Genomic DNA, 25,272 nt, shown 5'->3' with positions numbered 1-25,272 from the left:
CAAAAACGACAAACCCGATGAACATGACATCCAGTTTGTCAAACCGGGTGAAGATGCGGCGGAATCCCTTCAGCCTTCTGAACAGCCGCCCGACTTCATTCCGTTTTTCATACAGCTCCTTCCCACGCCAAAACTCGACGCAGTGCTGTTCCTTGTGCAAGGAGACGGTGTTCGTTTCCGCTTACCGCTGCGGGACAGTTCCGGTTTCACACCGGATTCCCTGTCGGCTGCCTGACAGAAGAGCAAATGCTCCGCCGCAGAACAGCCTGCCACGCCTCCCGTGAGGCGTACCGGCAGCCATTATGATGGGACTACTCTATATGGTAGGCGTGCTCTGGTCAAGCACTAAATGCGGGTAAATCGCTGAGGCAGATTGAAAAAACAATGGGTAGGAAAAATAAATAAAGGGAAAATCCAAAAATCTTAATTTTCAGCTTGACATTAAAGTACTATTTGTTTTATACTACAAATTTCTTGTCCTTAAAAAGGACAAACATCCCCTCAGTCTGGAGGTGCGAACTCCAAAAGAGGGAATGCTTAAGATGATCATGCTTCCTATTCGAGGCGGACAGCATGAATCTGATAAGGATAAAATAATCCTATTAGGATAGCTAATCTTTACGATTTAGAGAGTATAAACTACTCTATCGTTCACGTCAAGTTTTTTGTTTTGTTTTTTATTACAACCAGTGTCCGGCAGAGTTTTTTTGCTAATATATTTAGCCTATTGAATATATTAGAATTTATCGGTGTTTAGTGCCATGTTTTTCCTCGCCTCGGCATGTTGCATGACCATTCTTTCTGTTAATCTCCGCCAACAAAGAGAGGTGAAAGAATGGCTAAAAAACGGCTTGTGTTTCGGTACGAAGTTGATGAGGATGGCAAACCTCCTCACTGGAAGGAGGTTGTCAACCTGATCGCCAGCATCATCAGCATAGCTTCTCTTTGTTGGGCGGTGTTGCACTACGTCTTGAACTGAGAGAACAACAACGGCGGAACTGCTTGCAACGCAGCTCCGCCGTTTGATTTTTTGCTATTTGCTTGTCATTCATCCCCGCCAGTCAGCATTTTGTGCGCCGCATGGTATTTCTTCAGCCGCTCCAACGCCTTGTCGGTCAGTTCTGGCAGCCGAGTCAAGTCCATATTGTGGCGCAAATCCGCCAGCTTGATCGCCTTTGCCTCTGGGCAGGCGGCAATTCGGGCTAAATAGGCTGCATATTCTTCATCCTCGCGCCGAGTGAGCACGTCCACCAGCGCAATCAGTTCGTCAGCAAAACCTTCTTGCCGCAGCCGCGCCGCGCTCCATTCCGGGCAATCTTCCAGCAAATCGTGCAAAACCGCCGCCGTCATCACTGAAAATCCCAGCGGGCGCACGCCGTCCATCACCGCAAGGCAATGCAGCAGATACGGACTGCCGCCTTTGTCAGCAGTCTGCTCAAACGCGGCAGCCGCAATCCGCAATGCCTTGGCTAACGCCTGACTGGCCTGCATCACTGAAAATCCCGCTCGTGCAGCAGGGTGTAGGTGAATTTATTCCCGAACGCCTTCTCACTGGCCTGACAGGCGCGGATGAATTCGGCGAACTGCCGCTGCTCGGCAAAAACTTGGCAGCCTGCGGAAAACCGCTGCCGTTGAATGTAGTCCTCGCAGGTGCGGTGAATGTTGATGTTGAACATCCCGGTCTGCGTTTTTCCTTCAAGCAAATTCAGCTTGTTGTCGCGGTTGCTGTCGCGGTACACCGTGACCGGCTTCAGCCGCTGGCAGAGCGCAAGATGGCCGCTGTCCAGCCCTCGGTTGTGGATATCAAGCTGATATGCGCCTTTATACTGCCCTTCTTTGAGAATCGCCGTGCCGGATGAATTAACCGGATGCGTCAGATAATGCAGGCTGGGGTCGGTGGTGATCTGATAATAACAGATATTCCAAGCACCCTGAAGCCGCTGGAACACGGCCAGCGTGTCATTGAACGTGCCCGGCTCCGGGTCGTTTGCCCGGATGCCGACGATGTTCAAATTCCAATCAACGGCGGGCGTGTCATACACCGAATAGCCCTTGCCTTGCATCACCTTGATGATTTGTTCTGCGGACGGTTTGAACATAAGTGTTCTCCTTGCGTGAGCTGGGAACAGGGCAGCCCGACAGCTGCCCCGGCAGAAAAATCAGGCGTACTGCTGGCGCAGCCGTTCAATCAGCTTGCCGATGTGAATGTCCGGCGTGGTGAGCGGCCCCCAATCGAGCGTGGTGTTGGCGCGGCTGTCCGGCACAAGGACGTTGCGCAGCCGCTGCTCTTTGTTGTACCAGTCGCGCTTGCTTGAGCCGTCTTGGCAGGACGTGCTTTGGGTGTCGCCCCAGCGCAGCTCCGGGCAATGATAGGGATCAAAGGAGAGCTTGAACAGGCGGTCCATGATATCGGTCAAGGTCAGCGCAACCGAAACACCGGCGGAATTGGCGTAGCTGATCCGCAGTCTGCTGGAGTTGTCCTGCCAAACTTCTTCGTAGCGGTGAACCAACTGGGCTGCTGTGCCGTTGAACAAATACGGATGATTGCCCCGCGAGACCGCTTCCGCGCTCATGCTGAGGAAGCCGAACATCTCCTTCACTTGCGCCCGCAGCCGCGCATCCCGGCCTGGCGTGGAATAGGTCTCCCATTCGCCTTCCGCGCCGTAAATATTAGGCGGCAGGCTGCTGGGGTGCGCTTTTCCGTGAATGCCGTTGCTCACCGCCGCCTGAACCGAATCCACCCGCTCCTTGAGCGCATCGTGGAACGCGCCAAGTTGCTGGCCGAACTCACTGACCGGGTCAATCTTGACGCTGCCAGAGGTCAGCATCCGCTTCACCCACTGATGGTAGTTCAGGTCAAAGCCGTCCACGCGGTAGCTGCTCTGGCATTGGCTCTGGCCGGAGTCGAAAAAACGCTCCTCGCGGTTGGCGGCAAGGACGATGCTGCCGCTGCTGTCCACAGTCTGCCGCCGCCAGCGGCGGAACCCGCCGCCGCTTTTGCAGGAGCCGCGTGACAGGGACTCGCCGAAGCGTTTGCTGGTCAGGCTGTTGTCCGGGTGGCCGTCCATCAGCCAGACCGTGCCGTCCGCATCCACCCGGCCCACCACCAGCACGTGGCCGTTGGCATCATAATAGATTGCGCCCGGCACGACGCTTTCCCGGCTGATTTTGGCCAAATAGCTGTCAGTTTTCTCCATCGTCCAGAAATAGCGGAAAAAACCGCTGTGGACGCTGTTGCTGATCGCCTTGGCAAGTTGGGAAAAGCTGGAATAATTGAGGAAGGAACGGCGGGAACCTGGCGTGTTGCCGCTGGTGTAGCGTCCGCCAGCAATGGTTGTATTGAACGAGAACGGCAGTTTTTTCTTATACGAGAAATAGGCCCGGAGCAAATAGGGCAGATCAGCGCAGTCGCTGAACACGGAAATGCTTCTGTCTTCGTTTGAATACAGGCTGTTCGCCGCCGGATTGCGCAGGCAGGCGGTCAGGGTTGCCCCTTTTTTGTTGAAGAGCTGCTCAATCCAGCGCGAAAATTCAGCCTCATAGCTGTCATTCCACTGATTTTGGGCAATCCACGCGCTGCTGGAGCTGCCGAGATTGATTTCGGGCATGGCCTTCTCCTTGGTTCATTTTTTTGTTAGACGGCGGACAGATAAGCGGCCTGTCCATTATATCCCGCCGCTCCGGCCTGTCAACAGCCTGAATTCAGTTGCTGCGGCTGAGAAAGATGGTATAACAAAATGAAGCAGGCCGGACAACGATCACGATAGCGATGAAAACATGTTTGAAATCAAAAAATATTTGCAAGAGCAGCGGCTGCTGGTTGAGGAAGCCCTGCGGCGGCACATGCTGGCGGCGGCGGGCGATTTCGCCGCGCATGTCGAGACCATGCGCTACAGCCTTTTTGTCGGCGGCAAGCGCGTCCGGCCCATCCTCTGCCTTGCCGCAGGCCGCTGCGTCAGCACCGCGCCGGATTTAGACGAGCAGCTCCTGCCTGCCGCCTGCGCCTTGGAGTGCATTCACACCTATTCGCTGATCCACGACGACCTGCCCGCGATGGACAATGACGACCTCCGTCGAGGCCAGCCAACCTGCCATAAAAAATTTGGCGAAGCTGAGGCCATTCTTGCTGGCGACGGCCTCGTGACCTATGCCTTTGAACTTCTTGCCAGCGAGCAGTTTTCCGGCCCAGCCCCGGCAACGCGCCTCCGCCAGCTCGCCATTCTGGCCAAAGCCGCAGGCCCGCTCGGCATGGTCGGCGGTCAATTCCTCGACATTGCCAGCGAGGAAAAACAGATTCCTTTCGAGCTGCTCCAGACTATCCACCGCTCAAAGACCGGCGCGCTGCTCACCGCCGCTGTGCAGATGGGCGCGGTCGGCGGCGGCGCGGATGAGGCGCAGTTGCAGGCCCTGACAGAATACGGCCAAGCAGTCGGCCTCGCCTTCCAAATTGCCGACGATCTGCTGGATGTCACGGCCTCCACGGCGCAGCTCGGCAAAACCGCCGGGCATGATGCCGAGCAGGGCAAGGCGACCTATCCCGCGTTTTTTGGAGTGAAAAAAAGCCGCGCTTTAGCGGACGAGGCGGCGGAACGGGCCGTCGTCGCCCTTGCGGATTTTGATAAACGGGCCGAGCCGTTGCGTGCTCTGGCACACTATATCGTCAGCCGGACACATTGAGATGATTGTTGTCGAAAACCTTGTTTACGAATATTGGGACACCAAGGCGCTGGATCAGGTCTCCTTCAAGATTGCGGCAGGCGCGATCACTGCGCTGGTCGGCCCCAACGGCGCAGGAAAAACCACCTTATTCAAATGTGTTGCTGGCTTGACCAAACCCAGCGGCGGCTCAATTGCTGTCGGCGGCATCAATGTGCTGGAAGAGCCGCGCCGCTGCCATGAGCTGATGGGATTTCTGCCGGATTTCTTTGGCCTGTACGACGCGCTGACTGTCCAGCAGTCTTTGGAGTATTTCGCGCTGGCGCAAAACCTTGACCGCCGTTTGGCGAAAGAGCGGGCCGCTGAAGTGGCGGAGCTGCTTGATCTGAGCGGAAAATTCCGCAGCCGGGCTGCTTCGCTGTCACGGGGAATGCGCCAGCGGCTGGCCATCGGTCAGGCTATGATCCATTATCCGAAAGTCCTGCTGCTGGATGAGCCAGCTTCCGGGCTGGATCCAGAGGCGCGAATCGCGCTGGCCGAATTGTTCCTGCGGTTGAATGCGGAAAAAAAGATGACCCTTGTCGTCTCGTCGCATATTCTCGCCGAGCTGGATCAGTATGCTAACGAAATGCTTGTGCTGCGCGATGGACGTGTGGTTGAGCATCGTTCTGTCATCTCAAAAAACGGCAGCAGAAAGGTTATCATTCGTTCTGCCAGCGGTCGGGAACGCATCGCGGAGCTTGCCGGGCAGGTGAACAGCGTGACAGGCGTGCGTGAGGAGCAAGGCGCAGTCTGCGTTCAGTTCAGCGGCACTGATGAGGGTTTGGCCTTGCTGCTGAAGGAACTGGTGCAACACGGCGTTGCGGTGACAGAATTTTTCTGCAAAAAAGAAGGCGTGCAGGAACAATATCTTGAAACTGTCAAAATGTGAGCTGCCATGATTTGGAATCCTGAATTTAGAAAGAATATCCAGCTTGAAATAGATTCAGTTAAGCTAATACTAATGCCGATAGTGCTTGGCATGGTGTTTGTATCAGTCTATTTGAGCAACACAAAAGAATTAGCAGCCCAGCCGATGCAAATAACATCGCTGGTTCTTTTTACACTGCTTGTTTTTGTGTGGGGAACAAAGATGGTAGTTGAGTCATTGGTCAATGAATTCAACAACCGGACTTGGGACAGCCAGAGGATGACCGCCATCAGTCCGTGGAGCTTGGCGTGGGGCAAGCTATTCGGCAGCAGCCTGTTTGCGTGGTACGGAGGCCTGTACTGCCTGCTGGTTTTCGCCGTAACATCTTTGGCGGTTCCGACGAAAGATGCGCAGCTCATGCTGAAGGCATTACTGATCATGATTTTTGCAGGCTGCTGCATTCAAACAATTTTGTTTATTTCCATCCTGACAGAATTTGCTAAAAAAAGGGAAGCAGACAAGATGACTGATTCCTCGTATTCAGTGCTTGGCATCCTCTTGCTTGTAAAAGTTTCGCTAATAGAAGCTGCCGTACATGATACGAAAAGCGTCATGCACTGGCACGGCATTGCTATACTTCCGATTGATATGCTGCTGTATTCATCGGTATTCTTTTGCCTCTGGGGAATTGTTGGAATGCACCGGGCAATGCGAAAAGAGCTGCAATATGAAAACTGGCCGACAGCATGGGCACTCTTTCTTCTCAGCTTAATGATATATTGCATTGGGTTTATTCCACCTGGATTCATTCAAGGTGCGCCGCTCTTGTTCCTATTTTGCTGGATATCTTTTATGATTGCCATCAGCTTGTTTTATCTTATGCTGCTGGTGGAAGCGAAAAATCTTGTTGACCTCAGGCTGCTCATAACCGGAATACGGCAAGGCGCATGGTCTGCTTTGGCGGTGAAAATTCCATCTTGGCTTGTCTCTTTGCTGTTCGCCGCCTGCATCTGCGTCCTGATGCTGTTTCTTGCAGGGACAGCCGATTTGTCCTCCATATATAATGATTATACTTTTTTCATCCCCCAGCTGCCACCTCTGACGTTGCTTTGTTTCTGCCTGCGCGATCTTGGCATTGTCCTCCATGTGAACTTCAGTTCCACAAAAAAGAATCGGGACATGGTCGCGCTGTTCTATCTTGCCATTCTGTATCTGCTGCTGCCGCTGCTGTTGAGCATTGCTGAAGCAGAGGCTCTTCTGCCGTGGTTTATTCCAATTCCTAACGCAGGGCTGCTGAACTCTGCGCTGCCCGTCGCCGTCCAAGCTGGCTTCATGCTGCATCTTGCAGCAAAAAGATTGCGGCAGAAGAGCAAGCAAGCTGACAATATCCCGCAATAATCGGCAAGGGTGATTTATGAGCGATGAAACAAAAAAATGACATGAACCGGACAGCACTTGCCTTCATGAGTTATGTGAATGAGGACGACCGTCATGACAACGGCTGGATGACGCAGTTCCGCGAACGTCTGAGCGGCGAAGTGCGGATACACACCGGCGAGCCGTTCGACATCTTTCAAGACCGCAAGGACATTGCTTGGGGCCAGCAGTGGCAGGAGCGCATCAACCAGTCGCTCGATGCGGTCACCTTTCTCATTCCTATCCTCACGCCAGCATTCTTCAAAAGCACGGCCTGCCGGGATGAGCTGGAGCGGTTCCTGAAGCGGGAAGAGGCACTGGGCCGGGGTGATCTCATCCTGCCGGTTTATTATGTCAATTGCCCTGTGCTGCAAGACAAAGCCAAGCGGGAACAGGACGAGCTGGCGAAGACTATCGCGGCTCGGCAGTATGCAGACTGGCGGGACTTGCGCTTTGAGGACTTCACCTCGTCGCAGCTTCGTAAAGCCCTTGCGAAGATGGCGCAGCAGATTATGGCAGCCTTGGAGCGAAGCCAAACAGAAACATCTCGCCAGCAACCTGAGAAGGAAAGCGAGAAGCCTTCCAGCACTGCCAACACGTTCCAATCTTCTGGCGGGACACAGAGTATTGCGCAGGGCAGCAATGCCATAGGCACTCAGATCAACAACTATTACGCTCCGCCACCGCAAGAGAGTAAACCGCAGCCTGCACCAGCAGTAAAGACAGAACCGCCGACTGTAGTGGTGGATGCTCGGTATCGTGCTGACTACACAAAAATCAATAAAGCCATTAAAGCAGTCGAACCAGGCACACGGATACTTGTGCGACCGGGTTTGTACAAAGAAGGTATTGTGATTGATAAGCCGGTTGAGATCATAGGCGATGGAGAGCGAAGCGAGATTGTGATTGAGGCATACGGCAAGGAAGCTATTGTATGTCTGGCTGACATGGGGAGAGTTGCCAATCTCACTCTGCGCCAACTTGATGGCGAAAACGATTGTCTCGTTATCGGTGGCGGAAAATTTACGCTGGAAGATTGCGATGTTTCAAGCCAAGGTAGTTCAAACTGCGTAGCAATCGAACGCTGCATAGGTTCTCATTCTTTATCCCATCCAGATGCTTACATACGCCGCTGCTGCATTCATGGTGGAAAAATTGGTGTCTTTGTCAGGCTGAGTAGTAAAGGAACGCTGGAGGATAACTCTATATTCGCTAATACGTTAGCTGGAGTAGCAATTGTGATCACCTATAATGTAATTATGCGCCGCAACAAAATATATCAGAATAGCGGTTGTGGTATTTGGATATTCGCAGATGGAGGCGGTATCTTTGAGGATAATGACCTTAGTGGCAACGCCGAAGGAGCTTGGGAAATTGAGCCAGACTGCGAAGCAAACGTGCAGCGACGCGGCAATAAGGAGTAGTGCGTTTCGCGAAACGCCACTACAGCACAGACGGTCATTCAGCGGGGTGGGAATGTTCTCCGCCCGTTGTTCCTCTGGCCGGTTCTGTGTAAAATGAGGCTGCCACGCAACGCTTTTCGTGCAAGTTAACAGACAAGTTTCCATGATCACTGTTCATCCGCAATACCTTGTTGATGCCGCGCTGACCCGCACCGCAGTCCTCATTCCTGCTGCTGAATGGGAGCAGATTCTTGAAGAGCTGGAGGAGCTGGATGACATCCGCGCCTACGACGCAGCCAAAGCTGGTCCGCAGGAGACCAGCCCCTTTGCTCAGGCACTGAAATAACTGTCATACAATCCGTTGCGCGACTATTTTAACTGCATAAATGATTATGGAATTTGAAACCGTGATCGGGCTGGAAGTTCATGCCCAGATGAAGACCAAGAGCAAGATATTCTGCGGCTGCTCCACCGAGTTCGGCGCGCCGCCCAACACCCAGACCTGCCCGGTCTGCCTCGGAATGCCGGGTTCGCTGCCCGTGCTCAACCAGCAGGTGGTGGAGAACGGCATCAAGCTGGCCTTGGCCGTGGACGCGCAGATCAACCGGGAAAACCGCTTTGCCCGCAAGAACTACTTCTACCCCGACCTGCCCAAGGGTTACCAGATTTCTCAGTTCGAGAAGCCCATTGCCGAGCATGGCCGCCTCGAAATCGAGGTCAACGGCGCGAAGAAGACTATCGGCATCACCCGCGCCCACATGGAGGAAGACGCTGGCAAGCTGATTCATGACGAGCGCGAGCCGAAGAGCTACGTTGATCTCAACCGCACCGGCACGCCGTTGCTGGAAATCGTCAGCGAGCCGGACTTGCGCTCGCCGGAAGAGGCGGCGGCGTATCTCAAGCAGCTGCACGCCATAGTCCGCTGTCTCGACATCTGCGACGGCAACATGCAGGAAGGCAGTTTCCGCTGCGATGCGAACATCTCGCTGCGGCCCAGAGGTCAGGAGAAGTTTGGCACCCGCACCGAGCTGAAGAATATGAACTCCTTCCGCAATGTGCAGATGGCTCTCGAATACGAGGAGCGGCGGCAGCGGGACGTTCTCCTTGATGGCGGCAAAGTGACGCAGGCCACGCTGCTCTGGAACCCGGACACAGGCCGCACTGAGGAGATGCGCGGCAAGGAGGAGGCGCACGACTACCGCTACTTCCCCGACCCCGACTTGGTGCCGGTGCTGATTGACGAGGCGTGGATTGAGCGGCTGCGGCAAAGCCTGCCGGAGCTGCCCAAGCAGCGGCGGCTGCGCTTCATCGAGCAGCTTGGCTTGCCAGAAGAGGCTGCGGCTATCCTGACTGCCTCCCGTGAGCTGGCGGACTACTTCGAGCAGGTCTGCGCCAGCTTCAGCAATGCGAAGAAGGCGGCCAACTTCATTTGCACGGAGCTGCTGCGGGAGTATGCGCCAGAGCAGATCGGCGAATGCAAGGTGCAGGCAAGCCAGTTAGCTGCTCTGCTGGCGATGGAAGAAAAAGGCACGATCTCCGGCAAGATTGCCAAGACCGTCTTTGCCGAGATGCTCGCCAGCGGCGCAGACCCAGAGCAGATCGTCAAAGAGAAAGGTTTGGTGCAGATGAGTGACGAAGGCGAGCTGCTGGCTGCGGTGCAGGCGGTTGTCGCCGCCAACCCGGAGCAGGTGCAGCAGTACCGCGAGGGCAAGACCAAGGTCATGGGTTTTTTGGTTGGCCAGCTCATGAAGCAGACCAAGGGCAAAGCTAATCCGCAATTGGCGAACAAGCTGCTGCTGGAGGCGTTAGGGCAGGTCTCATAACGGCAATTCTGGCGGCAACTCAGCACCCTGCAACAGCTTCCGTGCGTTCCCTCGAATTTGGCAGACAAGCGGCAAGATGGCTGATCTGTCCAAACTGCAATCATGGACATGCTGGCGGAGGACAGCGGGGAGGAGAAGTTGCCGGATGACCGGAAATAATGCGGGCGGTTGCTTGAACGCTTTCAGCGCGAAGCGGCTGCGGAACTGAGCGCGGTCTTATAGAGCGTGGCATAACGGCGGCCTGTCTCCTCCCAGCTCAGGCCGAGCGCGGCAACTGTGCGGCGGGCTTGCTCGCCCATGCCGCGCCGTTCTGCCGTTCTGCTGAGAAGCTGCGTCATCTGCGCGGCCAATTGCCGCGCATCGCCGGGCGGAAAAAGCAATCCTTCCTTGCCCGGCGTGATTAAATCCTGCACCGCTGGAATGCTGCTGGCCAGCACCGGCAGTCCGGCAGCCATCGCCTCCAGCACCACGTTCGGCCTGCCTTCAGCAAAGCTGGCGAAGACAAAAATATCCGCCTGTCCCATCCAATCCGGCATCTCCTCCGGCGCGACTGCGCCATGAAAGCGCACCTTGCCGCTCAAGCCCTTTGCTTGGCAGAATGCCTCCAGTTTTTCCCGTTCCGGCCCGTCGCCGACGATGTCCAGCAGCCAGTCTTTTTCCGCCAACACCGCCGCCGCTTCTAAAATCACCTGCACTCCTTTGCCGGGCAGCAGATTGCCTGCATACAAAAAGCGCGGCGGCGCGGCGGCATAGTCTCGCCTGTCGCTCGCTACGAAAAAAGCCGGAGCGATACCGTTGGCGATCACACTGATCTTGTCAGCAAAGGCAGGGAAGCGGGCGGCCAAGGTCTGCTGCAAGGACGGGCTGACCGTGACCACCTGTCTGCTGAGATGAAAACAGCAGCGCACCAGCAGGCGCATCAGGCCGGATTTTGCCATTAAATTGACATCGCTGCCGCGCAGGGTGGTGATGACCGGTTTTCTCAGCAGCAGCCCGGTGATGCCTGCAATCACCCCGTTGATGGACCAGTTGGCGTGAATGATGTCCGATTTTCGGGCAAGCCAGCAGGTCGCGATGAAACAAGAGGACAGCAGCACTGGCAGAAGCAGCAGGTTCAGCTTGCTCTGCCCCAGCGCGGCGGTGATGCCGCCTTCGCCGTGGGCCAGCCGCTGCCAGCTTTTCGGCGCGTAACGGAAGGGCCGCAGCTCATAACGAGACGATGCGGCGTATTTTTCAGTGCCGCAGTCGTCCGGTGTCAGGACTGTTGCGCGGACATCCTCTGGCAGGTTCTCGACCAAACGAAGGATAAAGACCCCGCTGCGGGAGTCCTTGGTCAGCGGGAAGGAGGTGGTGAGCAGAAGAACCTTCATGCAGCAAGGCGCAACTTTCCCTCGGCTATCTGGTACTTTTCCCCCGTGTGCGGACAAACCGCCTCGCCGTCGCCGGTCAGCGGCAGATCAAGCCGCTCGCCGAAGCGGCTCATCCAGCCGATCTGCCGTGCCGGACAGCCGACCATCAGGGCGAAGTCCGGCACATCCGCCGTCACCACTGCGCCTGCGCCGACAAAGGCATAGCTGCCGACCGTGATGCCGCAGACTACGGTGCAATTCGCGCCCAGCGTCGCGCCACGCTTGACCAAAGTCTGGCGGTACTCGTTTTTGCGCGGGAACTCGCAGCGCGGATTGTACACATTGGTGAAGACCATGGACGGCCCGCAGAAGACATAATCCTCCAGCGTCACGCCCTCATAGACCGAGACGTTGTTCTGAATCTTGCAGCCCTTGCCGACTTTCGCTTTCGGGCCGATGACCACATTCTGGCCGATGCTGCATTCCGGGCCGATTTCTGATCCGGCCAAAATGTGGCTGAAATGCCAGATTTTGGTGCTGTGGCCGATGACAGCGGCCTTGTCAACAATTGCGCTGGGATGGGCCTGCCAGCTTTTTTCCTCCGCCTGCTCGACCGCCACTGTCGCCCCGCTTTCCAGAGCCTGCTGACAGCGGTTGAGCACCTTGAGCACGTTCAGCCCTTCTTTGCCGTCGGTGTACGGCGGTTTGCGGCTGGCGATTGCGTCAAGGAAGGCTTGGCATTCGGCCAGGAGCGGCTCGCCTTCAGGCAGGGGTACGCGGGCGGCTTCAGCCTTGTGCGCCACCGGAATGTTGCCTGCCCATTCCACCGAATGCGGATAGAGCAGGAGCTTGTCCGGCCACGGCGCGGTGTCGTCAAAGACCGCCATCTTTTTGTCACCGACCACAACCAACTTCTGTTCCTTGAAGGGATGCAGCCACGAGACAAAAATATGCGCCCGCACTCCGCTGGCGAAGTTGAGCAGGCTGACGGTGGTGTCAGCAATTTTGCGGTGCAGGTAGTTGCCGCCTTGGGCTTGGATGGACTCCGGCATCTCGCCGAGCAGACCAAGGATGACGGAAATGTCGTGCGGCGCGAACGACCAGAGGACGTTCTCCTCCCGCCGCAGCTTGCCGAGATTGAGCCGGTTGGAATAGATGTACTGGATGCGGCCAAGCCCGCCTGCGTCAATCAGCTCCTTCAGCTTCAGCACTGCCGGATGATACCAAAGCAGATGGCCGACCATCAAAATGCGGCCCTGCTTTTCCGCCAGCGTGATCAGCTCCGCGCCTTCCGCCTCGCTCAGACAGAGCGGCTTTTCGACATACACATCCTTGCCCGCCAGCAGGGCATCTTTTGCCTGCTGGGCATGGGCAATTGCTGGTGTAGCTAAAACCACACCTTGCACAGCCTCATCAGCCAAGACCTCGCTGTAGGCGCAGCACCCTATGGTGCCCGGATATTGATCCGTGAATTTGCGTACCGCTTCTTGGCTGATATCGCAAACTGTACGCAATGCGCCAAGATTATAAAAATTGCGGACAAGATTCTTGCCCCAATAGCCTGCGCCGATCACGGCGATATGTTTGCTGTGCATGGCAGTAACGTTACAAGTTGAATAAAAAAGTTACAGCTCCGCCGCTTTCTTCAACGCCGCCAGCAGCGTGTCGCGACGGCTCTCATCCAGCTTGACTGGAATCTGGTACACCAGCGTCCTGTTCATCAGCTCGGCGGAGGCGGGCAAGGCCTGCGGATCATACACCACCCTGCGTTTGCCGTGAGCATTGAAGGGCCAGCCGTTCTTGGCCAAGGTTTTGCCGCCGAGAAGATGTTCCCACGATGGATAGAAATGCCACGTGTTTTCGCCGAAATTGATCGCCCCGGCATTGTTCTCGCGCAGGATTTGGTTGATCTGCGCCGCCCGCGCCTTGTCTGGCAGCATGAAGGCGAGAAAGGTTGCGGAATCACCCTGCTCATCAAGAATCTCGCGGAAGCTCACTCCGCTGATCTTCGCCGCCGCATCTTTGAGAATGGCCTTGTTCTTCCGCTGCTCGGCAACAATCATATCCAGCTTCGCCAATTGCGCCAGACCAATCGCGCCTTGCAGCTCCATCATCCGGTAGTTGAAGCCGATGAAACGCCGCCCTTCGCCGCCGCGCCCGCCGGGATTGACCACATGGTCATGGCCGTGATCATGATATTCCGAGCAGCTACGCCACAATTCCTCGTCGTTGGTGATGACCATGCCGCCTTCGCCAGTGGTCATGGTTTTGACCGCATCAAAGGAAAAAGTGCCGCAGTGGCCGAAGGTGCCGAGATGCTGGCCGTGCAGCCGTCCGCCAGCCGCCTGCGCCGTGTCCTCCAGCACCGGAATGCCGTGCTGGTCGGCAATCGCCTTGATTTCTTTGATCCGCGCCTGCGCGCCAAGCATGTGCACCGGGATGATCGCCTTGGTCTTCGGCGTGATCTTCTTTGCCAAATCCGCCGGATCCATGTTCAGCGTCTGATCAATCTCCGTGAAGACCGGCACCGCGCCGACATCCAGTATCGCCTCCCACGTGGCGACAAAGGTGAAGCCCTGGGTGATGACCTCGTCGCCGATGCCCACGCCCAGCGCGGACAAGGCCACCTTGAGCGCGGCGGTGCCTGAAGTCACGGCCTGCGCATGAGCCGCGCCGGTGTATTGAGCAAACGCCTGCTCAAATTCGCGCACCTTGTACACGCCCTTGCGCTGCGGCCCGAATTCATAACGGAACAGCACGCCGGTGTCGAACACCTGCAAGACCTGCTGCTTTTCTTCTTCGCCAAAAACCTCAAAACCAGGCATGGTTGTCCCTCGCAGTGGTTGTTATACGGCAAGCCGTTTTTTAATCTTGTTTTTCTCATCGCAGAGCAGGATGGTCGGCTCAAAATTCGCCAGCTCGCTTTCGTCATACTGAGCGTAAGTGACAATAATCACCAAATCGCCGACATGCCCCTTGCGTGCCGCCGCGCCGTTCAGGCCGATCACCCCGGAACCAGCTTCTCCCCGGATGGCGTAGGTTTCAAAGCGCTCGCCGTTGTTGATATTATAGATACAGACCTGCTCGAATTGAACAATGCCAGCGGCATTCATCAAATTTTCGTCAATGGTCATACTGCCTTCATAATTCAAATCCGCCTGAGTGATTGTCACCCGGTGAATCTTGGATTTAAGCATTGTGCGCTGCATAAAATGATAGTTGTGAAGAATGACGTGCTGATTCGGGCAACTTCAGCCTTTGATGAAATACGGAATGAGCATTAAAACGAATCCGACAAGCAGCATCAGATAGATGTTGGAGATGAAATAAGGAAAAACGCAGAGCACCATTCCTGTGCAGAGCGGAACGAACGCCTGCTGCTTTTTCCCATAAATGAAGTATCCAGAGCCGACGGCTCCAAACATGATGCCCCAGAAAAGCTGCGCCGGAGTGCCCATTTTTTAATAGAATTTCAAAATCATGATCAAAATCATGAAGGATAATGCACCGCCAGCCAGACAGTCTGCTTACCTAGGTCTGTCCAAGAAACTTTATGTTTTTCGTGGGCAGGAATATGCAAAAAATCTCCTTTGTTCAGCATCACTTGGCGGCCATCTTCAAAAAAAATGGCTCCATCCCCTTCAAGAACAAGCACCCATTCGTTACCATCTTGGTCATACCATCCTTCTGCTGGGGAAGTGTGACCTTGAGAGACTATCCGCTCGATTTTTATATTTTTATTTTGCAGCAGAATATCAAAAACTTCGGTCGCAGATTTTTTCGGCAATGACGTAAAAATATTGCCGGTCATTTTTCGAAAGGAATTAACCCGGCAATAATCTCTTTCATCTTTTTCAGCAGGCCAAAGATTTCCTTAATGTCCTCTTTCGTGGCATCGTAGGCCAAACTTCCTGCATAATTTTGCCCATTCAGCACAACAAAAAACCAGAGTCTCCCCATGACACAGCAGCCATACACCGGCTTCCCGTCATTGTTCAATTTCTGCGCCGCCACCATTGTAACCAGCAGTTGTCCTAACGGATCACCGGATGAATCGTGCTCTTTCTTAAATTCATGAATAAAAAAATAGGGATGTTTCGGATAGCGTTTTCCGCTGGCAACGAAGAAATCAACGGTTCCGCCTAACGTGTCATTTTCTATGGTGACAGAAATCTCCCGCTCAATAAATGACTGATACCGTTCTTCATCAAAATTAACTGCCGTCAGCACCGGAAAAATAAATTTCCCCTTCAGCTCTCCTTCATTCCAATCCCAGACATGATCTTGCAGCTTGCCGCAAAATTCCTGCAACAGCTTCTCTTCTGTTGGAGCAAGCACGATCGGAGCATTCAGCCATTGCTCCAATATTTCATGGTACTTGCAGAAACTAAGGTTAAACTGCTCTTCAACTTCAGCAATTGTCCATTTTGAAAATGGTTTCATAGCACCTTGCCATTATCAATCAGCCGCACCTTGCCGCCGATTTTCACCGCCAAGGCCAGCACGGTCTGTTCATCAATCTCGGCAGCGTGCTGCAAGGTGTTCTGATGAACAAAGCTGATATAATCCACCGCTGTTTCCGGGAAAGAATGGATGAAATCTCGTAAGGCGGCAGCCAGCCGCTCCGCGCTGCGCTCGCCCTCGGCGGTCATTTTGCGGGCCAAGGTGATGGCGCGGGAGAGACTGAGCGCGGCTTCCCGCTGCGAGGGCGCAAGATAGGTGTTGCGCGAACTCAGAGCCAGCCCGTCTGCCTCCCGAACGGTGGGATGCGCGACGATCTCCACGCCCAGATTGAGATCGGCGGTCATCCGGCGGATCACGGCAAGCTGCTGAAAATCCTTCTCGCCAAAGACGGCCACGTCTGGCCGGACTATTTGAAAGAGCTTGCAGACCACCGTGGCCACTCCGGCGAAATGACCGGGCCGTGACGCGCCGCAGAGCTGGCCGGTCAGCTCCGCGCCGACCGTCACCGTGGTGCAAAATTCGGCTGGGTACATATCCGCCGCTTCCGGCGCGAAAAGCGCCTGCACGCCTGCGCTTTCCGCCATTGCCCGGTCGCGTTCAAAATTACGGGGATAAGCGGACAAATCCTCCTGCGGGCCGAACTGGGTCGGATTGACAAAGAGACTCACCGCCACCTGATCAGCAAGCTGCCCAGCCCGGCGCATCAAACTGAGATGGCCTTCATGAAAAAAGCCCATCGTCGGCACCAAAGCGATGCTGCGCCCGGCCTTGGCCTGCTCTTTGGCCCAAGCGATCATTGCGGCGGGATGACGGATGATCTGCATGTTACTTCAGCAGCCGGTTCAAACTGGCCTGCACCAGCTCGCGCTCCGGGAAACTATGCACCGGCGCGCCTTCTTTCTTTTCCTTGCCCAGCTCGGTCAGGCCCATGTATTGCTGGTACATCTGCACCGCCTTGTCCTTCTGGCCCATTGCCTCATAAACCCGGCCCAAGCTGTCCAAAGCCATCGGCTCAAAGCCCTTAAATCCCTTGAGCTGCTGATACGCCGCCTCAGCCTTGTCAAACTGCTTGTCCTGCTCATAGAGACCGCCAAGATTGACCAAAAGCAGCGGCTTGAGCGCATTTTTCGCCGAAACCTCCGCCTCCACGGCGGTCAGCTTGGCAATGGCCTCCTTGATCTTGCCGTCCTGCTGGTCAAAGTGGGCCAGCGCGATCCGGCTCCACAGGGCGGACGGCGTGGAGCCATAGTCGTCCGCGACCTTCTGGAGCGCGGCCCGCTTCTGCGGCCCGTCCGCGATCTCCACCGCCTGATCATAAGCTGCTGCCGCCTTGTTCAGGCTGTGTTCGTGCCACGCGCTATAGAGGGAACCACCAGTGACTGCCACTGCCGCGACTATGACAAACAGCCAAATTGCGCGTTGATTCTTCTGAAGAAAGGTGACAGTGGCAGGCGGCAGATGAAACTGATCAAGTGCGCCGGGCGTGCCGACAGCGGCCTGTTCTTGCAAAGTGACGTTGAAAACATGTTTTGGTTTGCTGTCCATGTTTCGTTCTCGACGTTATGGATGAAGTTGCTGCGCCATTTCCGGCTTGCAGGAGTGAGCAAAATATTATACCGTGCTGCTTGAAAAAGACATTATCTTTTGCAGTTCAGCCGCTCTTTCGCCGCTCATGAACCATAGCCAGCATGTCTTCAGCGTGGCCGAACTGGCCGCCGCCGCCCGCGATGTTCTGGAGGGCTGCTTCGCCTTGGTCAGCGTGGCCGGGGAGATTTCCGGCCTGCGCCAGCCGGTCTCCGGCCACCTCTATTTCACCCTCAAGGATGAAGATGCCCAGCTCAAGGCCGTGCTCTTCCGAATGCAGCGGCGGCAGTTGGAGCGGCAGCCCAAGGATGGCGATTTTGTCGTCTGCCGGGGCAGACTCTCAGTCTATGAGCAGCGCGGCGACTGCCAGTTTATCGTGGACGGGCTGGATGTTCAGGGCGCGGGCGGCCTGCATCTCGCTTTCGAGCGGCTGAAACGGCGGCTGGCCAAGGAGGGGCTGTTTGACGAGGGCAAAAAGAAGCCGCTGCCGCCCTTTCCTGATCACATCACTTTGGTGACTTCGCCGAGCGGCGCGGCGGCGCACGACTTCATCCGCGTGGCCCGCGACCGCTGCCCGCAGGCGTGGATCAGCTTGTATCCCGCTTCAGTGTAGGGCGCGAACGCGGCAGCGGAACTGCGCGAGGCTCTTGTGAAAATCAACCGGCAGGCCGCGCTGGGCCGAATGGACACAGACATCATTGTCCTCTGCCGGGGCGGCGGCTCCTTTGAGGATTTGGCCGCCTTCAACGACGAGCGGCTGGCGCGGGAAATTCGGCGTTCAACGATTCCGGTGGTCAGCGCGGTCGGGCACGAGATTGATTTCACCATCGCTGATTTTGCTGCTGATCTCCGCGCTCCAACGCCCAGTGCGGCGGCGGAAATGCTTCTGCCCGACAACGCCGCCCTTGCCGACCAAACCGCAGCGTTGACCCGGCGGCTGCGGCTGGCGATGCGCACGTTGCTGGTGGACAAGCAAGCCTGCCTTGCCAGCTTGGAACATCGGCTCCGGCAAACAAGCCCGGCGCAGGCTCTTGCCGCGCAGGAGCAAAAACTGGCCGAGCTGGAGCGGCGATTAGCGCAGGCGACAAACCGGCTGCTTCGTGAAAAGGAAGAAAATTTGGCGCGAGCGGCGGGTCTGCTCGACGCAGTCAGCCCGCTGGCGACATTGGCTCGCGGCTATGCGGTGGCAAGAAAAAACAGCGGCGCGGTAATTACAGCGACGGCGCAGGTGGAACCGAGCGAGGAAATTGAGATTTTACTGCGCAAAGGTCGGCTGCGCTGTGCGGTTGTCGGCAAAACTTGATGCCGTCAGGACGCTGCTTCTTCCGTCTCCGCTTTCCCTGCCTCATGCAAGACCAGCACCGCCGCCGGGTCACGCTCGGCAATTTGCTGCGCGGCTTTCGCAGGCACCACCTCCACGCCGTCTTTGCTTCTGACTATCGCCAGCAGGCCGCGACTGAGCCGTTCAGTCATCTCCTCCGCGACAAATATCCTGTCGATCTTCTTTCCCTGCACGACAAAATAGTACGGACAGCCGCGTCCGTCCCGCTTCAGGCGGTTCGTCTCAATGAGCTGTTTGATCTGCGCTTGCAGCTCGTGCTGTTTTTTCTCCTCAGCCAACTGCCGATTCAGCTCCCGGCTTCGTTCTGCCGCCGCTACCTGTTCAGCAAGATTGACTGTCGGTTTGACCGGCTCTTTTTGCTTCCGGTTCTGATACAGCTCCTGCTTGACTTTGCTGACCTGTTTTTTGCTGACCAGACCAGCCTTGAGGAGCTGCGCTTGTAACGGGTTATTGCCCATGATGAAGAGATGAAACCTGAATTCAAGTTGTAAACTGGATTGAGAAAAAAATGAGCTGTGGCAGTATGATGGCTCAATTGCTCACGGCAAGCAAGAAGAGCGCGCATGTAATCACCGAAGCAGATCGTAACCAGATTTATGCGTTGAAGCAAGCAGGATTTAAATCATCCGCCACAGTCTTGCAGCTCAGTCGGCACCCGTCAGCCATCTGTAGGGAATTGCGCCGTAATCGCGGTCTCCGCAAATATCGTCTCCGACAGGCGCGGCGGATGGCTGACACCTTGTCAGGCTTGGGAACGGGGACTTGATGCAAATACGAACGGGCTTGCACGCCATACAGTTAAAATACAACAAAAAAGGAGTCAAGCGTCTCCGCTTGACTCCTTGCATTTGCTGGTCGGAACGAGAGGATTTGAACCTCCGGCCCCCTGAACCCCATTCAGGTGCGCTACCAGGCTGCGCTACGTTCCGAAATCATTTTGTTGGGCTATATCTACCATTTTCCGGCGCGGACTGTCAACAGCTACTTGCCCGCCTGCGCCGTTTTTAGACCTCAGTTCTCGTCCTCGTTGAGCAGCTCGCGCAGGCGTTTGGAGGGCCGGAAGGTGACCATCTTGCGCTTGGTGATGGTCATGGACTCGCCGGTGCGGGGATTGCGGCCACGGCGGGGCGACTTACCGCGCACAGTCAGTGTGCCGAACTGCACCAGCTTGAGCGACTCGCCGTTGACCAGCGTGTCCTTCATCGCCGCAAAGATAGTGTCCACCATCTTGGCCGCGTTGCGCTGGGAGATGCCCAGCCGCTCGTTGATGGAAATCGACAGTTCCTTGCGGGTCACATTGCCTTTGTCTGCTTCTTCTTTCTGCTCGTTCATGCTGCCTCCTTGATTTCGCGATATCTGCCGCCGAAGCGGGACATCAGCGAGCTGACTATTTTTTCGTGGAAGCCGTTGACCGTCTCGTCGTCGAGCGTCCCTTCTGCGGAACGGTAGGTGACGGTCAAGGCCACGCTTTTCATGCCGTCTGCAATCGGCTTGCCGCTGTACACGTCAAAAATATCAGCATATACCACATGCTGCATCCTGTGGTCAAGGATATCTTGCAGGAGGTCGCCCGCCGCCACGCTCTCCGGCACCAGCAGGGCGATGTCGCGCCGCATCGAGGGATAGCGGTTGAGCTGGCTGAAACTCTTCGCCGACGCTGGCAGGGCATTGAACGGCTCCAGCTCCAGTTCGAGGAAATACACATCCTGCTTGATGCCGAAGGCGCGGGCGACCGCGCGGGGCACCTTGCTGATCAGACCAAGCTGCTCGCCGCCTGCCATGATGCGGAGGATGGAGCCGGGTTCGGCGTACGGCTGCGCTTGCCCTTCCGCCGCCGCAAAGCTGACAGCCGCTGTCAGCCGCAGCTCGCGCAGCAGAGCTTGCGCCGCACCTTTCAGATCAAAAATATCGCTCTCTTGGCTGGAAAAATAGAGCGGGCTGGCTTCCGGGTGACGGCCTCCGCTGATCACCGCGCAGAGCTGATGCCGCTCAATCGGCTGCTGGCCGGGCGCAGTATAGACAAAGACCTTGCCGGTCTCAAAGAGGCGGACATCTGTCTGCTGAAAGCTGATGTTGCGGCGGACATTGTCCAAGAGGCCGGGCAGGAGCATCGTCCGCATCGCCGCCTGATCTTCGCTGAGGGGATTGAGCAGCTCCACTTGCTGCCGACGCGGATCGTCCGCCGCCAACCTGAGCAGATCGCTGTATTTTTTGCTGACAAAGGAATAATTGACTGCCTCGTAGAAACCCAGCCCGGTCATGGTCGCGGCAATTTTCTGGCGCAGCTGGCGCAGCGGCTTCGGCTGCGGGCAGTCCATCGCCATCACCGGCAGCGTGACCGGAATTTCGTTATAGCCAGTCAGACGGGCCACTTCCTCAATCAGGTCAACCTCGCGCTCAATGTCCACGCGGAAAGCGGGCACGGTCACGCGCAGCAGCTCGCCCTCACCGGCAACGGCGAATTCAATCCCGCGCAGACAGGCGGCAATCTGTCCGCTGCTGAAATTGGTACCCAACAGGTTGTTGACCCGCCGCACCCGCAGCTCAAGCTGAAGCGGCTCTTTTTTGCCCGGATGCTGATCAACGCCGTCCGCCATCGTCGCCCCGGCCAATTCGCAGATAAGCTGCGCTGCCCGTTCCAGAGCCTCAGTCACGCCCTCCGGGTTCACGCCGCGCTCAAAACGGTAGGAGGCTTCCGAGGTCAGATTCAGCCTGCGGGCGGTGCGGCGGATGGAAACCGGAGCAAAACAGGCGGATTCGAGGAGAATGTCGGTGGTCGTGTCCGTCACTTCGGAGTTGAGGCCGCCCATGACTCCGGCCATCGCCACCGGCTTGTCCCGGTCGCAAATCAGGAGCATGTCCGGCTCAAGGCCGCGCTCGCTGCCGTCCAAAGTGGTGAATGCCGTCTCGCCAGCCTGTGGCCGCCGCACAACGATGCCTTGGCCCGCAATCTTCGCGTAATCAAAGGCATGAAGCGGCTGGCCGTACTCCAGCATGACAAAGTTGGTGATGTCCACGATGTTGTTGATCGGGCGCATTCCAACGGCCAAGAGCAGCCGCTGAAGCCACCACGGCGAGGGCTTGACCGTCGCGCCGGTCAGCCTGCGGGCGGCGTAGCGCGGGCAAAGCTGCGGCTCGTCAATGGCCACGGTGAAAGCGGCTGGCTGGGATAAATCCGGCAGCGCGGCCACCGGACGGCGGACAGTCTGGCCCGTCACTCCGGCCACTTCGCGGGCAATGCCGAGCACGCTGGCGCAGTCAGCGCGATTCGGCGTGAGATCAACCTCGATCATCGTATCCGCAAGACCGAGGGCCTCGCGCAGCAGCTGGCCAGAAGCCAAGGCAGAATCCAGCTCGACGATGCCTGCGCTGGCCTCGCTGATGCCCAGCTCCTTCCACGAGCAGAGCATTCCTTCCGAGACCTGGCCGCGCACCTTGGCCTTTCTGATCTCCATGCCGCCGGGCAGCTTTGCGCCGGGCAGGGCGATGGCCGTGACCAAGCCTTCGCGGACATTGGGTGCGCCGCAGACGATGGGCAGAATTTTGTCGCCGACTTCCACTTCGCAGAGAGTGAGCCGGTCTGCGTCAGGATGTCTGCGCACGGACAGGACTTTTGCGGTCTTGACCGCATCCAGTCCGGCGTACAGCTCCTGCACCGCCTCCACTTCCAAGCCAAGCATGGTCAGGCGGGCTGCCAGTTGCTCTGCGGACAGGCCATCAAGGGAGATATAGTTGCCGAGCCAGCTCAGAGTGAGTTTCATAGAATTATTGTATAGGTAACACCAATTATTTTTTTACTTTTTCAAAAAAGCACTTACTTGTTGGGGATATATTTTATAAATCCAATCCCTTGTTCTTGTAGCACGCTAACGTAACGGTCATCTGGAGAAACCACAAATATTTTCTTTGCACCATATTCTCTATAGATATTAATCTGGCGAATCAATTCTCCCAAACTTGGTATTTCGGTTTTAACTTCAAAATAGATAGGATCAGCACAAGGATAATGTCCTTGCTGTATAGTATGAACCTCCCATTTTGGAGACCAAGTGATGCCACTTATTCTATATAAGTCAGCAGGAATAGATATTCCTGCAAGAATAAGTTCAGGGTAATCATATGTTACTTTCAAATCTATAAAACCTACTATATAGTCATTATATCCTTTAACTGGGCACTCCCATATTTTCTTTATATTTGACAGAGACGGTTTAACTGGCACTGGATCAAGTTTTTCTAATCGCGCAGCTTTTTCATGCAATTCTTTTAATAATCCTAAATCCTCTAAGCTTTCTCTGTAACGACTCTCATAATAAGAGGAATACTTATCCGCTTCTTTAAGAGATTCAAATTCTTTGATATCATTTTCAATCCGTCCTTTCCTGCGTTCAAGAAAAAGAAGCAGATTTTGACGACTATTTGAAAAAACTTTTTGATAATCAGATATTATCTCTGAATTCCATTCAGGTTCATGTTTAATCCAACTAGCAATCCTTTCCTCCACAATACTATCCAGCCAGAGCATTATTTCATCATGCTTGGGCTTCTTCATGTCTGTATCCATGAAGCCAAAACGCTGCTGCAAAGTTTTTGCTTTTGGTTCTGCCATAATAAAAAATACCTAATGCCGCTATTCTATATGGAAACGAAAAACGGCTTAGATTTATTAAAACTGCCGGAGAAAACGCAGATCGTTCTCGTAATACAGACGGATATCGTCAATGCCGTATTTGAGCATGGCGATACGCTCCACGCCAAGACCGAAGGCAAAGCCGGAGAACTGCTCCGGGTCGTAGCCAACCATCGTCAGCACCGCCGGATCAATCATGCCCGCGCCGAGAATCTCCAGCCAGCCGCTCTGCTTGCAAACCCGGCAGCCGCTGCCTTTGCAGATCACGCAGGCAATGTCCACCTCCGCGCTGGGTTCGGTAAACGGGAAAAAGCTGGGCCGGAAACGCAGGGGCAGGTCGCCGTGAAAAATGCGGCGGGTGAAAAGAGACAGCACCCCTTTCAGATCGGCGAAGGAGACTTGGCGGTCAACCAAAAAGCCTTCGACCTGATGAAACATCGGGGTGTGGGTGATGTCGGAGTCGCAGCGATAAACCTTGCCCGGCGCGATGTAGCGCAGCGGCGGTTCCTGCTTTTCCATGATCCGCGCCTGCATCGGCGAGGTGTGGGTGCGCAGGAGGAGGGAATCGGACACATAGAAAGTGTCGTGCATGTCCCGCGCCGGATGATGCGCCGGAATGTTGAGAGCCTCGAAGTTGTAATGATCGGTCTCAACGTCCGGGCCTTCAGCCACGGCAAAGCCCATCCCCTCGAAAACGGCGCAGATTTCCTCCATCACCTGGGTGACAGGATGGAGCTTGCCGAAGGGAATGAAACGGCCCGGCAGGCTGAGGTCAAGCTGCTGCCTGACCGTTCGCGAGCCAGCTTCCAGAGCCTCTTTCTTGACCTGAAAGAGACGCTCCACGTCCTGCTTGACCGCATTGGCGGCCTGGCCTAAGCGCGGACGGTCTTCCGGCGCAGCCTGGCCAAGCTGCTTCATAGCTTCGGCCAGCAGCCCTTTCCGGCCCAAATACTTGACCCGGACTTCCTCCAAACCGGCCAGCCCGCTGACCGCTTCCAAAGAGGCTGCGGCCTCAGCCAGCAGCCTGCGCAGCGTTTCTTCCATCAGGCGAGTTTGGCAGCGGCCTGCTTCACCACCGCGCTGAAGGCGGCTGGATCAACAATAGCCAAATTGGACAGCACCTTGCGGTCCAGCTCAATGCCGGCCTTGGTCAGACCGTTAATCAGCCTGCTGTAGCTGATGCCGTTGGCCTTGGCCGCCGCGCTGATGCGGGTGATCCACAGGGCGCGGAAATTGCGCTTGTTGGTGCGCCGGTCACGGTAGGCGTAGCAAAGGGCGCGGTCAACGGCCTCGGCAGCGGTGCGGAACAGACGGCTTCTGCCGCCCCGGAATCCTTTAGCTAAATCTAAGACTTTATTTCTTCTGCGGCGGGCTTTAAACCCGCGTGTGGCGCGTGGCATTGTTTCACTCCGTTTTGCTGAAAATTCGTCGAATTACAGATAAGGCAGCATCCGCCGCACATTTTTGGTGTCCACCGCATCCAGCACGCCGTTCTGGCGCATCCGCCGTTTCCGCTTCGTGCTTTTCGAGGTCATGATGTGAGAGCCGAAGGCTTTGCCGTAACGGACTTTGCCGGTGGCACTCAGCTTGAACCGCTTTGCCGCGCCCCGGTGGGTTTTCATTTTAGGCATGATGAGTCTCCTTAATGGCGCAGGGCCGCAGCCCGCGCTGATTTCTGGTTCTGCTGCAACTGGT

26 protein-coding genes, 1 tRNA gene, 1 pseudogene and 1 riboswitch are annotated in these 25,272 nt (G+C 55.9%); of the genes and pseudogenes, 8 read left to right on the top strand and 20 right to left on the bottom strand.

All coding sequences use genetic code 11. The features are described 5' to 3' along the window. Nucleotides 1-42 precede the first annotated feature (42 nt). Nucleotides 43-271, bottom strand: a riboswitch (cobalamin riboswitch). A 564-nt stretch (nt 272-835) separates the two neighbouring features. Further along, nucleotides 836-979 (top strand): hypothetical protein, encoded by a 144-nt coding sequence (locus ACNKH6_RS07880; RefSeq protein WP_417915003.1) that lies wholly within the window; start codon nt 836-838, stop codon nt 977-979. A gap of 65 nt (nt 980-1,044) precedes the next feature. Here ACNKH6_RS07880 and ACNKH6_RS07875 read toward each other — a convergent pair whose 3' ends face one another. Genes ACNKH6_RS07875 through ACNKH6_RS07865 form a run of 3 tightly spaced genes read right to left on the bottom strand, consistent with a single transcriptional unit; the run spans nt 1,045 to nt 3,608 of the window. Further along, on the bottom strand, nt 1,045-1,491 hold the full coding sequence (locus ACNKH6_RS07875; RefSeq protein ID WP_417915004.1) for an HD domain-containing protein: 447 nt from the start codon (nt 1,489-1,491) through the stop codon (nt 1,045-1,047). Then, the gene (locus ACNKH6_RS07870) at nt 1,491-2,099 is read right to left on the bottom strand and encodes a hypothetical protein (RefSeq protein WP_417915002.1); all 609 of its coding nucleotides are present in this window, start codon (nt 2,097-2,099) and stop codon (nt 1,491-1,493) included. The genes ACNKH6_RS07875 and ACNKH6_RS07870 overlap by 1 nt, the downstream gene beginning before the upstream one ends. Nucleotides 2,100-2,159: 60 nt before the next feature. Then, nucleotides 2,160-3,608: a hypothetical protein gene (locus ACNKH6_RS07865; protein ID WP_417915001.1), complete on the bottom strand. Its 1,449-nt coding sequence runs from the start codon at nt 3,606-3,608 to the stop codon at nt 2,160-2,162. A gap of 169 nt (nt 3,609-3,777) precedes the next feature. On the opposite strand from ACNKH6_RS07865, the gene ACNKH6_RS07860 reads away from it, so the two are divergent. From ACNKH6_RS07860 to gatB, 6 genes are all read left to right on the top strand, one after another. Then, nucleotides 3,778-4,677 (top strand): polyprenyl synthetase family protein, encoded by a 900-nt coding sequence (locus ACNKH6_RS07860; protein WP_417915000.1) that lies wholly within the window; start codon nt 3,778-3,780, stop codon nt 4,675-4,677. Nucleotide 4,678: 1 nt separating this feature from the next. Then, nucleotides 4,679-5,587, top strand: coding sequence for an ABC transporter ATP-binding protein (locus ACNKH6_RS07855; protein ID WP_417914999.1), 909 nt, complete (start codon nt 4,679-4,681; stop codon nt 5,585-5,587). Between the two features lie 6 nt (nt 5,588-5,593). After that, on the top strand, nt 5,594-6,964 hold the full coding sequence (locus ACNKH6_RS07850) for a hypothetical protein (protein ID WP_417914998.1): 1,371 nt from the start codon (nt 5,594-5,596) through the stop codon (nt 6,962-6,964). Between the two features lie 23 nt (nt 6,965-6,987). Continuing rightward, nucleotides 6,988-8,406, top strand: coding sequence for a right-handed parallel beta-helix repeat-containing protein (locus tag ACNKH6_RS07845; protein ID WP_417914997.1), 1,419 nt, complete (start codon nt 6,988-6,990; stop codon nt 8,404-8,406). 142 nt (nt 8,407-8,548) lie between these two features. Then, on the top strand, nt 8,549-8,731 hold the full coding sequence (locus ACNKH6_RS07840; RefSeq protein ID WP_417914996.1) for a hypothetical protein: 183 nt from the start codon (nt 8,549-8,551) through the stop codon (nt 8,729-8,731). Between the two features lie 46 nt (nt 8,732-8,777). Then, nucleotides 8,778-10,208, top strand: coding sequence for an Asp-tRNA(Asn)/Glu-tRNA(Gln) amidotransferase subunit GatB (gene gatB, locus ACNKH6_RS07835; RefSeq protein ID WP_417914995.1), 1,431 nt, complete (start codon nt 8,778-8,780; stop codon nt 10,206-10,208). A gap of 182 nt (nt 10,209-10,390) precedes the next feature. Here the strand turns inward: gatB and ACNKH6_RS07830 are convergent, their stop codons facing one another. Genes ACNKH6_RS07830 through ACNKH6_RS07790 form a run of 9 tightly spaced genes read right to left on the bottom strand, consistent with a single transcriptional unit; the run spans nt 10,391 to nt 17,566 of the window. Further along, nucleotides 10,391-11,578, bottom strand: a complete 1,188-nt coding sequence (locus ACNKH6_RS07830) for a glycosyltransferase (protein WP_417914994.1) — start codon at nt 11,576-11,578, stop codon at nt 10,391-10,393. Continuing rightward, nucleotides 11,575-13,152 carry a Gfo/Idh/MocA family oxidoreductase gene (locus ACNKH6_RS07825; protein WP_417914993.1) on the bottom strand — a complete coding sequence of 526 codons (1,578 nt, stop codon included), beginning with the start codon at nt 13,150-13,152 and terminating at the stop codon, nt 11,575-11,577. The genes ACNKH6_RS07830 and ACNKH6_RS07825 overlap by 4 nt, the downstream gene beginning before the upstream one ends. A 30-nt stretch (nt 13,153-13,182) precedes the next feature. Then, complete coding sequence (locus ACNKH6_RS07820; RefSeq protein WP_417914992.1) at nt 13,183-14,382, bottom strand: DegT/DnrJ/EryC1/StrS family aminotransferase; 1,200 nt, start codon at nt 14,380-14,382, stop codon at nt 13,183-13,185. Nucleotides 14,383-14,403: 21 nt separating this feature from the next. Beyond that, a complete protein-coding gene (panD, locus tag ACNKH6_RS07815; RefSeq protein ID WP_417914991.1) occupies nt 14,404-14,766 on the bottom strand; it encodes an aspartate 1-decarboxylase in 363 nt (120 codons plus the stop codon). Between the two features lie 42 nt (nt 14,767-14,808). Then, nucleotides 14,809-15,015, bottom strand: a complete 207-nt coding sequence (locus ACNKH6_RS07810; RefSeq protein ID WP_417914990.1) for a hypothetical protein — start codon at nt 15,013-15,015, stop codon at nt 14,809-14,811. A gap of 32 nt (nt 15,016-15,047) precedes the next feature. Further along, nucleotides 15,048-15,368, bottom strand: a complete 321-nt coding sequence (locus ACNKH6_RS07805) for a cupin domain-containing protein (RefSeq protein ID WP_417914989.1) — start codon at nt 15,366-15,368, stop codon at nt 15,048-15,050. Next, nucleotides 15,365-16,000: a hypothetical protein gene (locus tag ACNKH6_RS07800; protein WP_417914988.1), complete on the bottom strand. Its 636-nt coding sequence runs from the start codon at nt 15,998-16,000 to the stop codon at nt 15,365-15,367. Before ACNKH6_RS07800 ends, ACNKH6_RS07805 begins: the two co-directional genes overlap by 4 nt. Then, entirely contained in the window at nt 15,997-16,845 is an 849-nt protein-coding gene (gene panC, locus ACNKH6_RS07795) for a pantoate--beta-alanine ligase (RefSeq protein WP_417914987.1), read from the bottom strand. Before panC ends, ACNKH6_RS07800 begins: the two co-directional genes overlap by 4 nt. A 1-nt stretch (nt 16,846) precedes the next feature. Then, complete coding sequence (locus tag ACNKH6_RS07790; RefSeq protein ID WP_417914986.1) at nt 16,847-17,566, bottom strand: YfgM family protein; 720 nt, start codon at nt 17,564-17,566, stop codon at nt 16,847-16,849. 127 nt (nt 17,567-17,693) lie between these two features. Between ACNKH6_RS07790 and xseA the strand changes: the two are divergent. Beyond that, nucleotides 17,694-18,908: pseudogene (xseA, locus tag ACNKH6_RS07785) on the top strand (exodeoxyribonuclease VII large subunit). A gap of 5 nt (nt 18,909-18,913) precedes the next feature. Here the strand turns inward: xseA and ACNKH6_RS07780 are convergent. The 8 genes from ACNKH6_RS07780 to rpmI all read right to left on the bottom strand — a co-directional run bounded on the left by ACNKH6_RS07780 (nt 18,914) and on the right by rpmI (nt 25,208). Next, a complete protein-coding gene (locus ACNKH6_RS07780; protein ID WP_417914985.1) occupies nt 18,914-19,405 on the bottom strand; it encodes a DUF2058 domain-containing protein in 492 nt (163 codons plus the stop codon). A gap of 394 nt (nt 19,406-19,799) precedes the next feature. After that, a tRNA-Pro gene (locus ACNKH6_RS07775) sits at nt 19,800-19,876 on the bottom strand. An 82-nt stretch (nt 19,877-19,958) separates the two neighbouring features. Further along, on the bottom strand, nt 19,959-20,279 hold the full coding sequence (locus ACNKH6_RS07770) for an integration host factor subunit alpha (protein ID WP_417914984.1): 321 nt from the start codon (nt 20,277-20,279) through the stop codon (nt 19,959-19,961). Next, the gene (gene pheT, locus ACNKH6_RS07765) at nt 20,276-22,708 is read right to left on the bottom strand and encodes a phenylalanine--tRNA ligase subunit beta (RefSeq protein ID WP_417914983.1); all 2,433 of its coding nucleotides are present in this window, start codon (nt 22,706-22,708) and stop codon (nt 20,276-20,278) included. Before pheT ends, ACNKH6_RS07770 begins: the two co-directional genes overlap by 4 nt. A gap of 53 nt (nt 22,709-22,761) precedes the next feature. Next, complete coding sequence (locus tag ACNKH6_RS07760) at nt 22,762-23,556, bottom strand: hypothetical protein (protein WP_417914982.1); 795 nt, start codon at nt 23,554-23,556, stop codon at nt 22,762-22,764. Nucleotides 23,557-23,613: 57 nt separating this feature from the next. Next, complete coding sequence (gene pheS / locus ACNKH6_RS07755) at nt 23,614-24,621, bottom strand: phenylalanine--tRNA ligase subunit alpha (RefSeq protein ID WP_417914981.1); 1,008 nt, start codon at nt 24,619-24,621, stop codon at nt 23,614-23,616. Further along, nucleotides 24,621-24,977, bottom strand: coding sequence for a 50S ribosomal protein L20 (gene rplT / locus ACNKH6_RS07750; protein WP_417914980.1), 357 nt, complete (start codon nt 24,975-24,977; stop codon nt 24,621-24,623). The genes pheS and rplT overlap by 1 nt, the downstream gene beginning before the upstream one ends. A gap of 33 nt (nt 24,978-25,010) precedes the next feature. Beyond that, nucleotides 25,011-25,208, bottom strand: coding sequence for a 50S ribosomal protein L35 (gene rpmI / locus ACNKH6_RS07745; RefSeq protein WP_417914979.1), 198 nt, complete (start codon nt 25,206-25,208; stop codon nt 25,011-25,013). Nucleotides 25,209-25,272: the final 64 nt, after the last annotated feature.

The sequence above is a fragment of the Candidatus Electronema sp. JM genome (genome assembly GCF_048287415.1).
Taxonomy (GTDB): Bacteria; Desulfobacterota; Desulfobulbia; order Desulfobulbales; family Desulfobulbaceae; genus Electronema.
The sequence above is the reverse complement of the archived record's forward strand: the minus strand, read 5'-3'. Positions and strand labels throughout refer to the sequence as shown.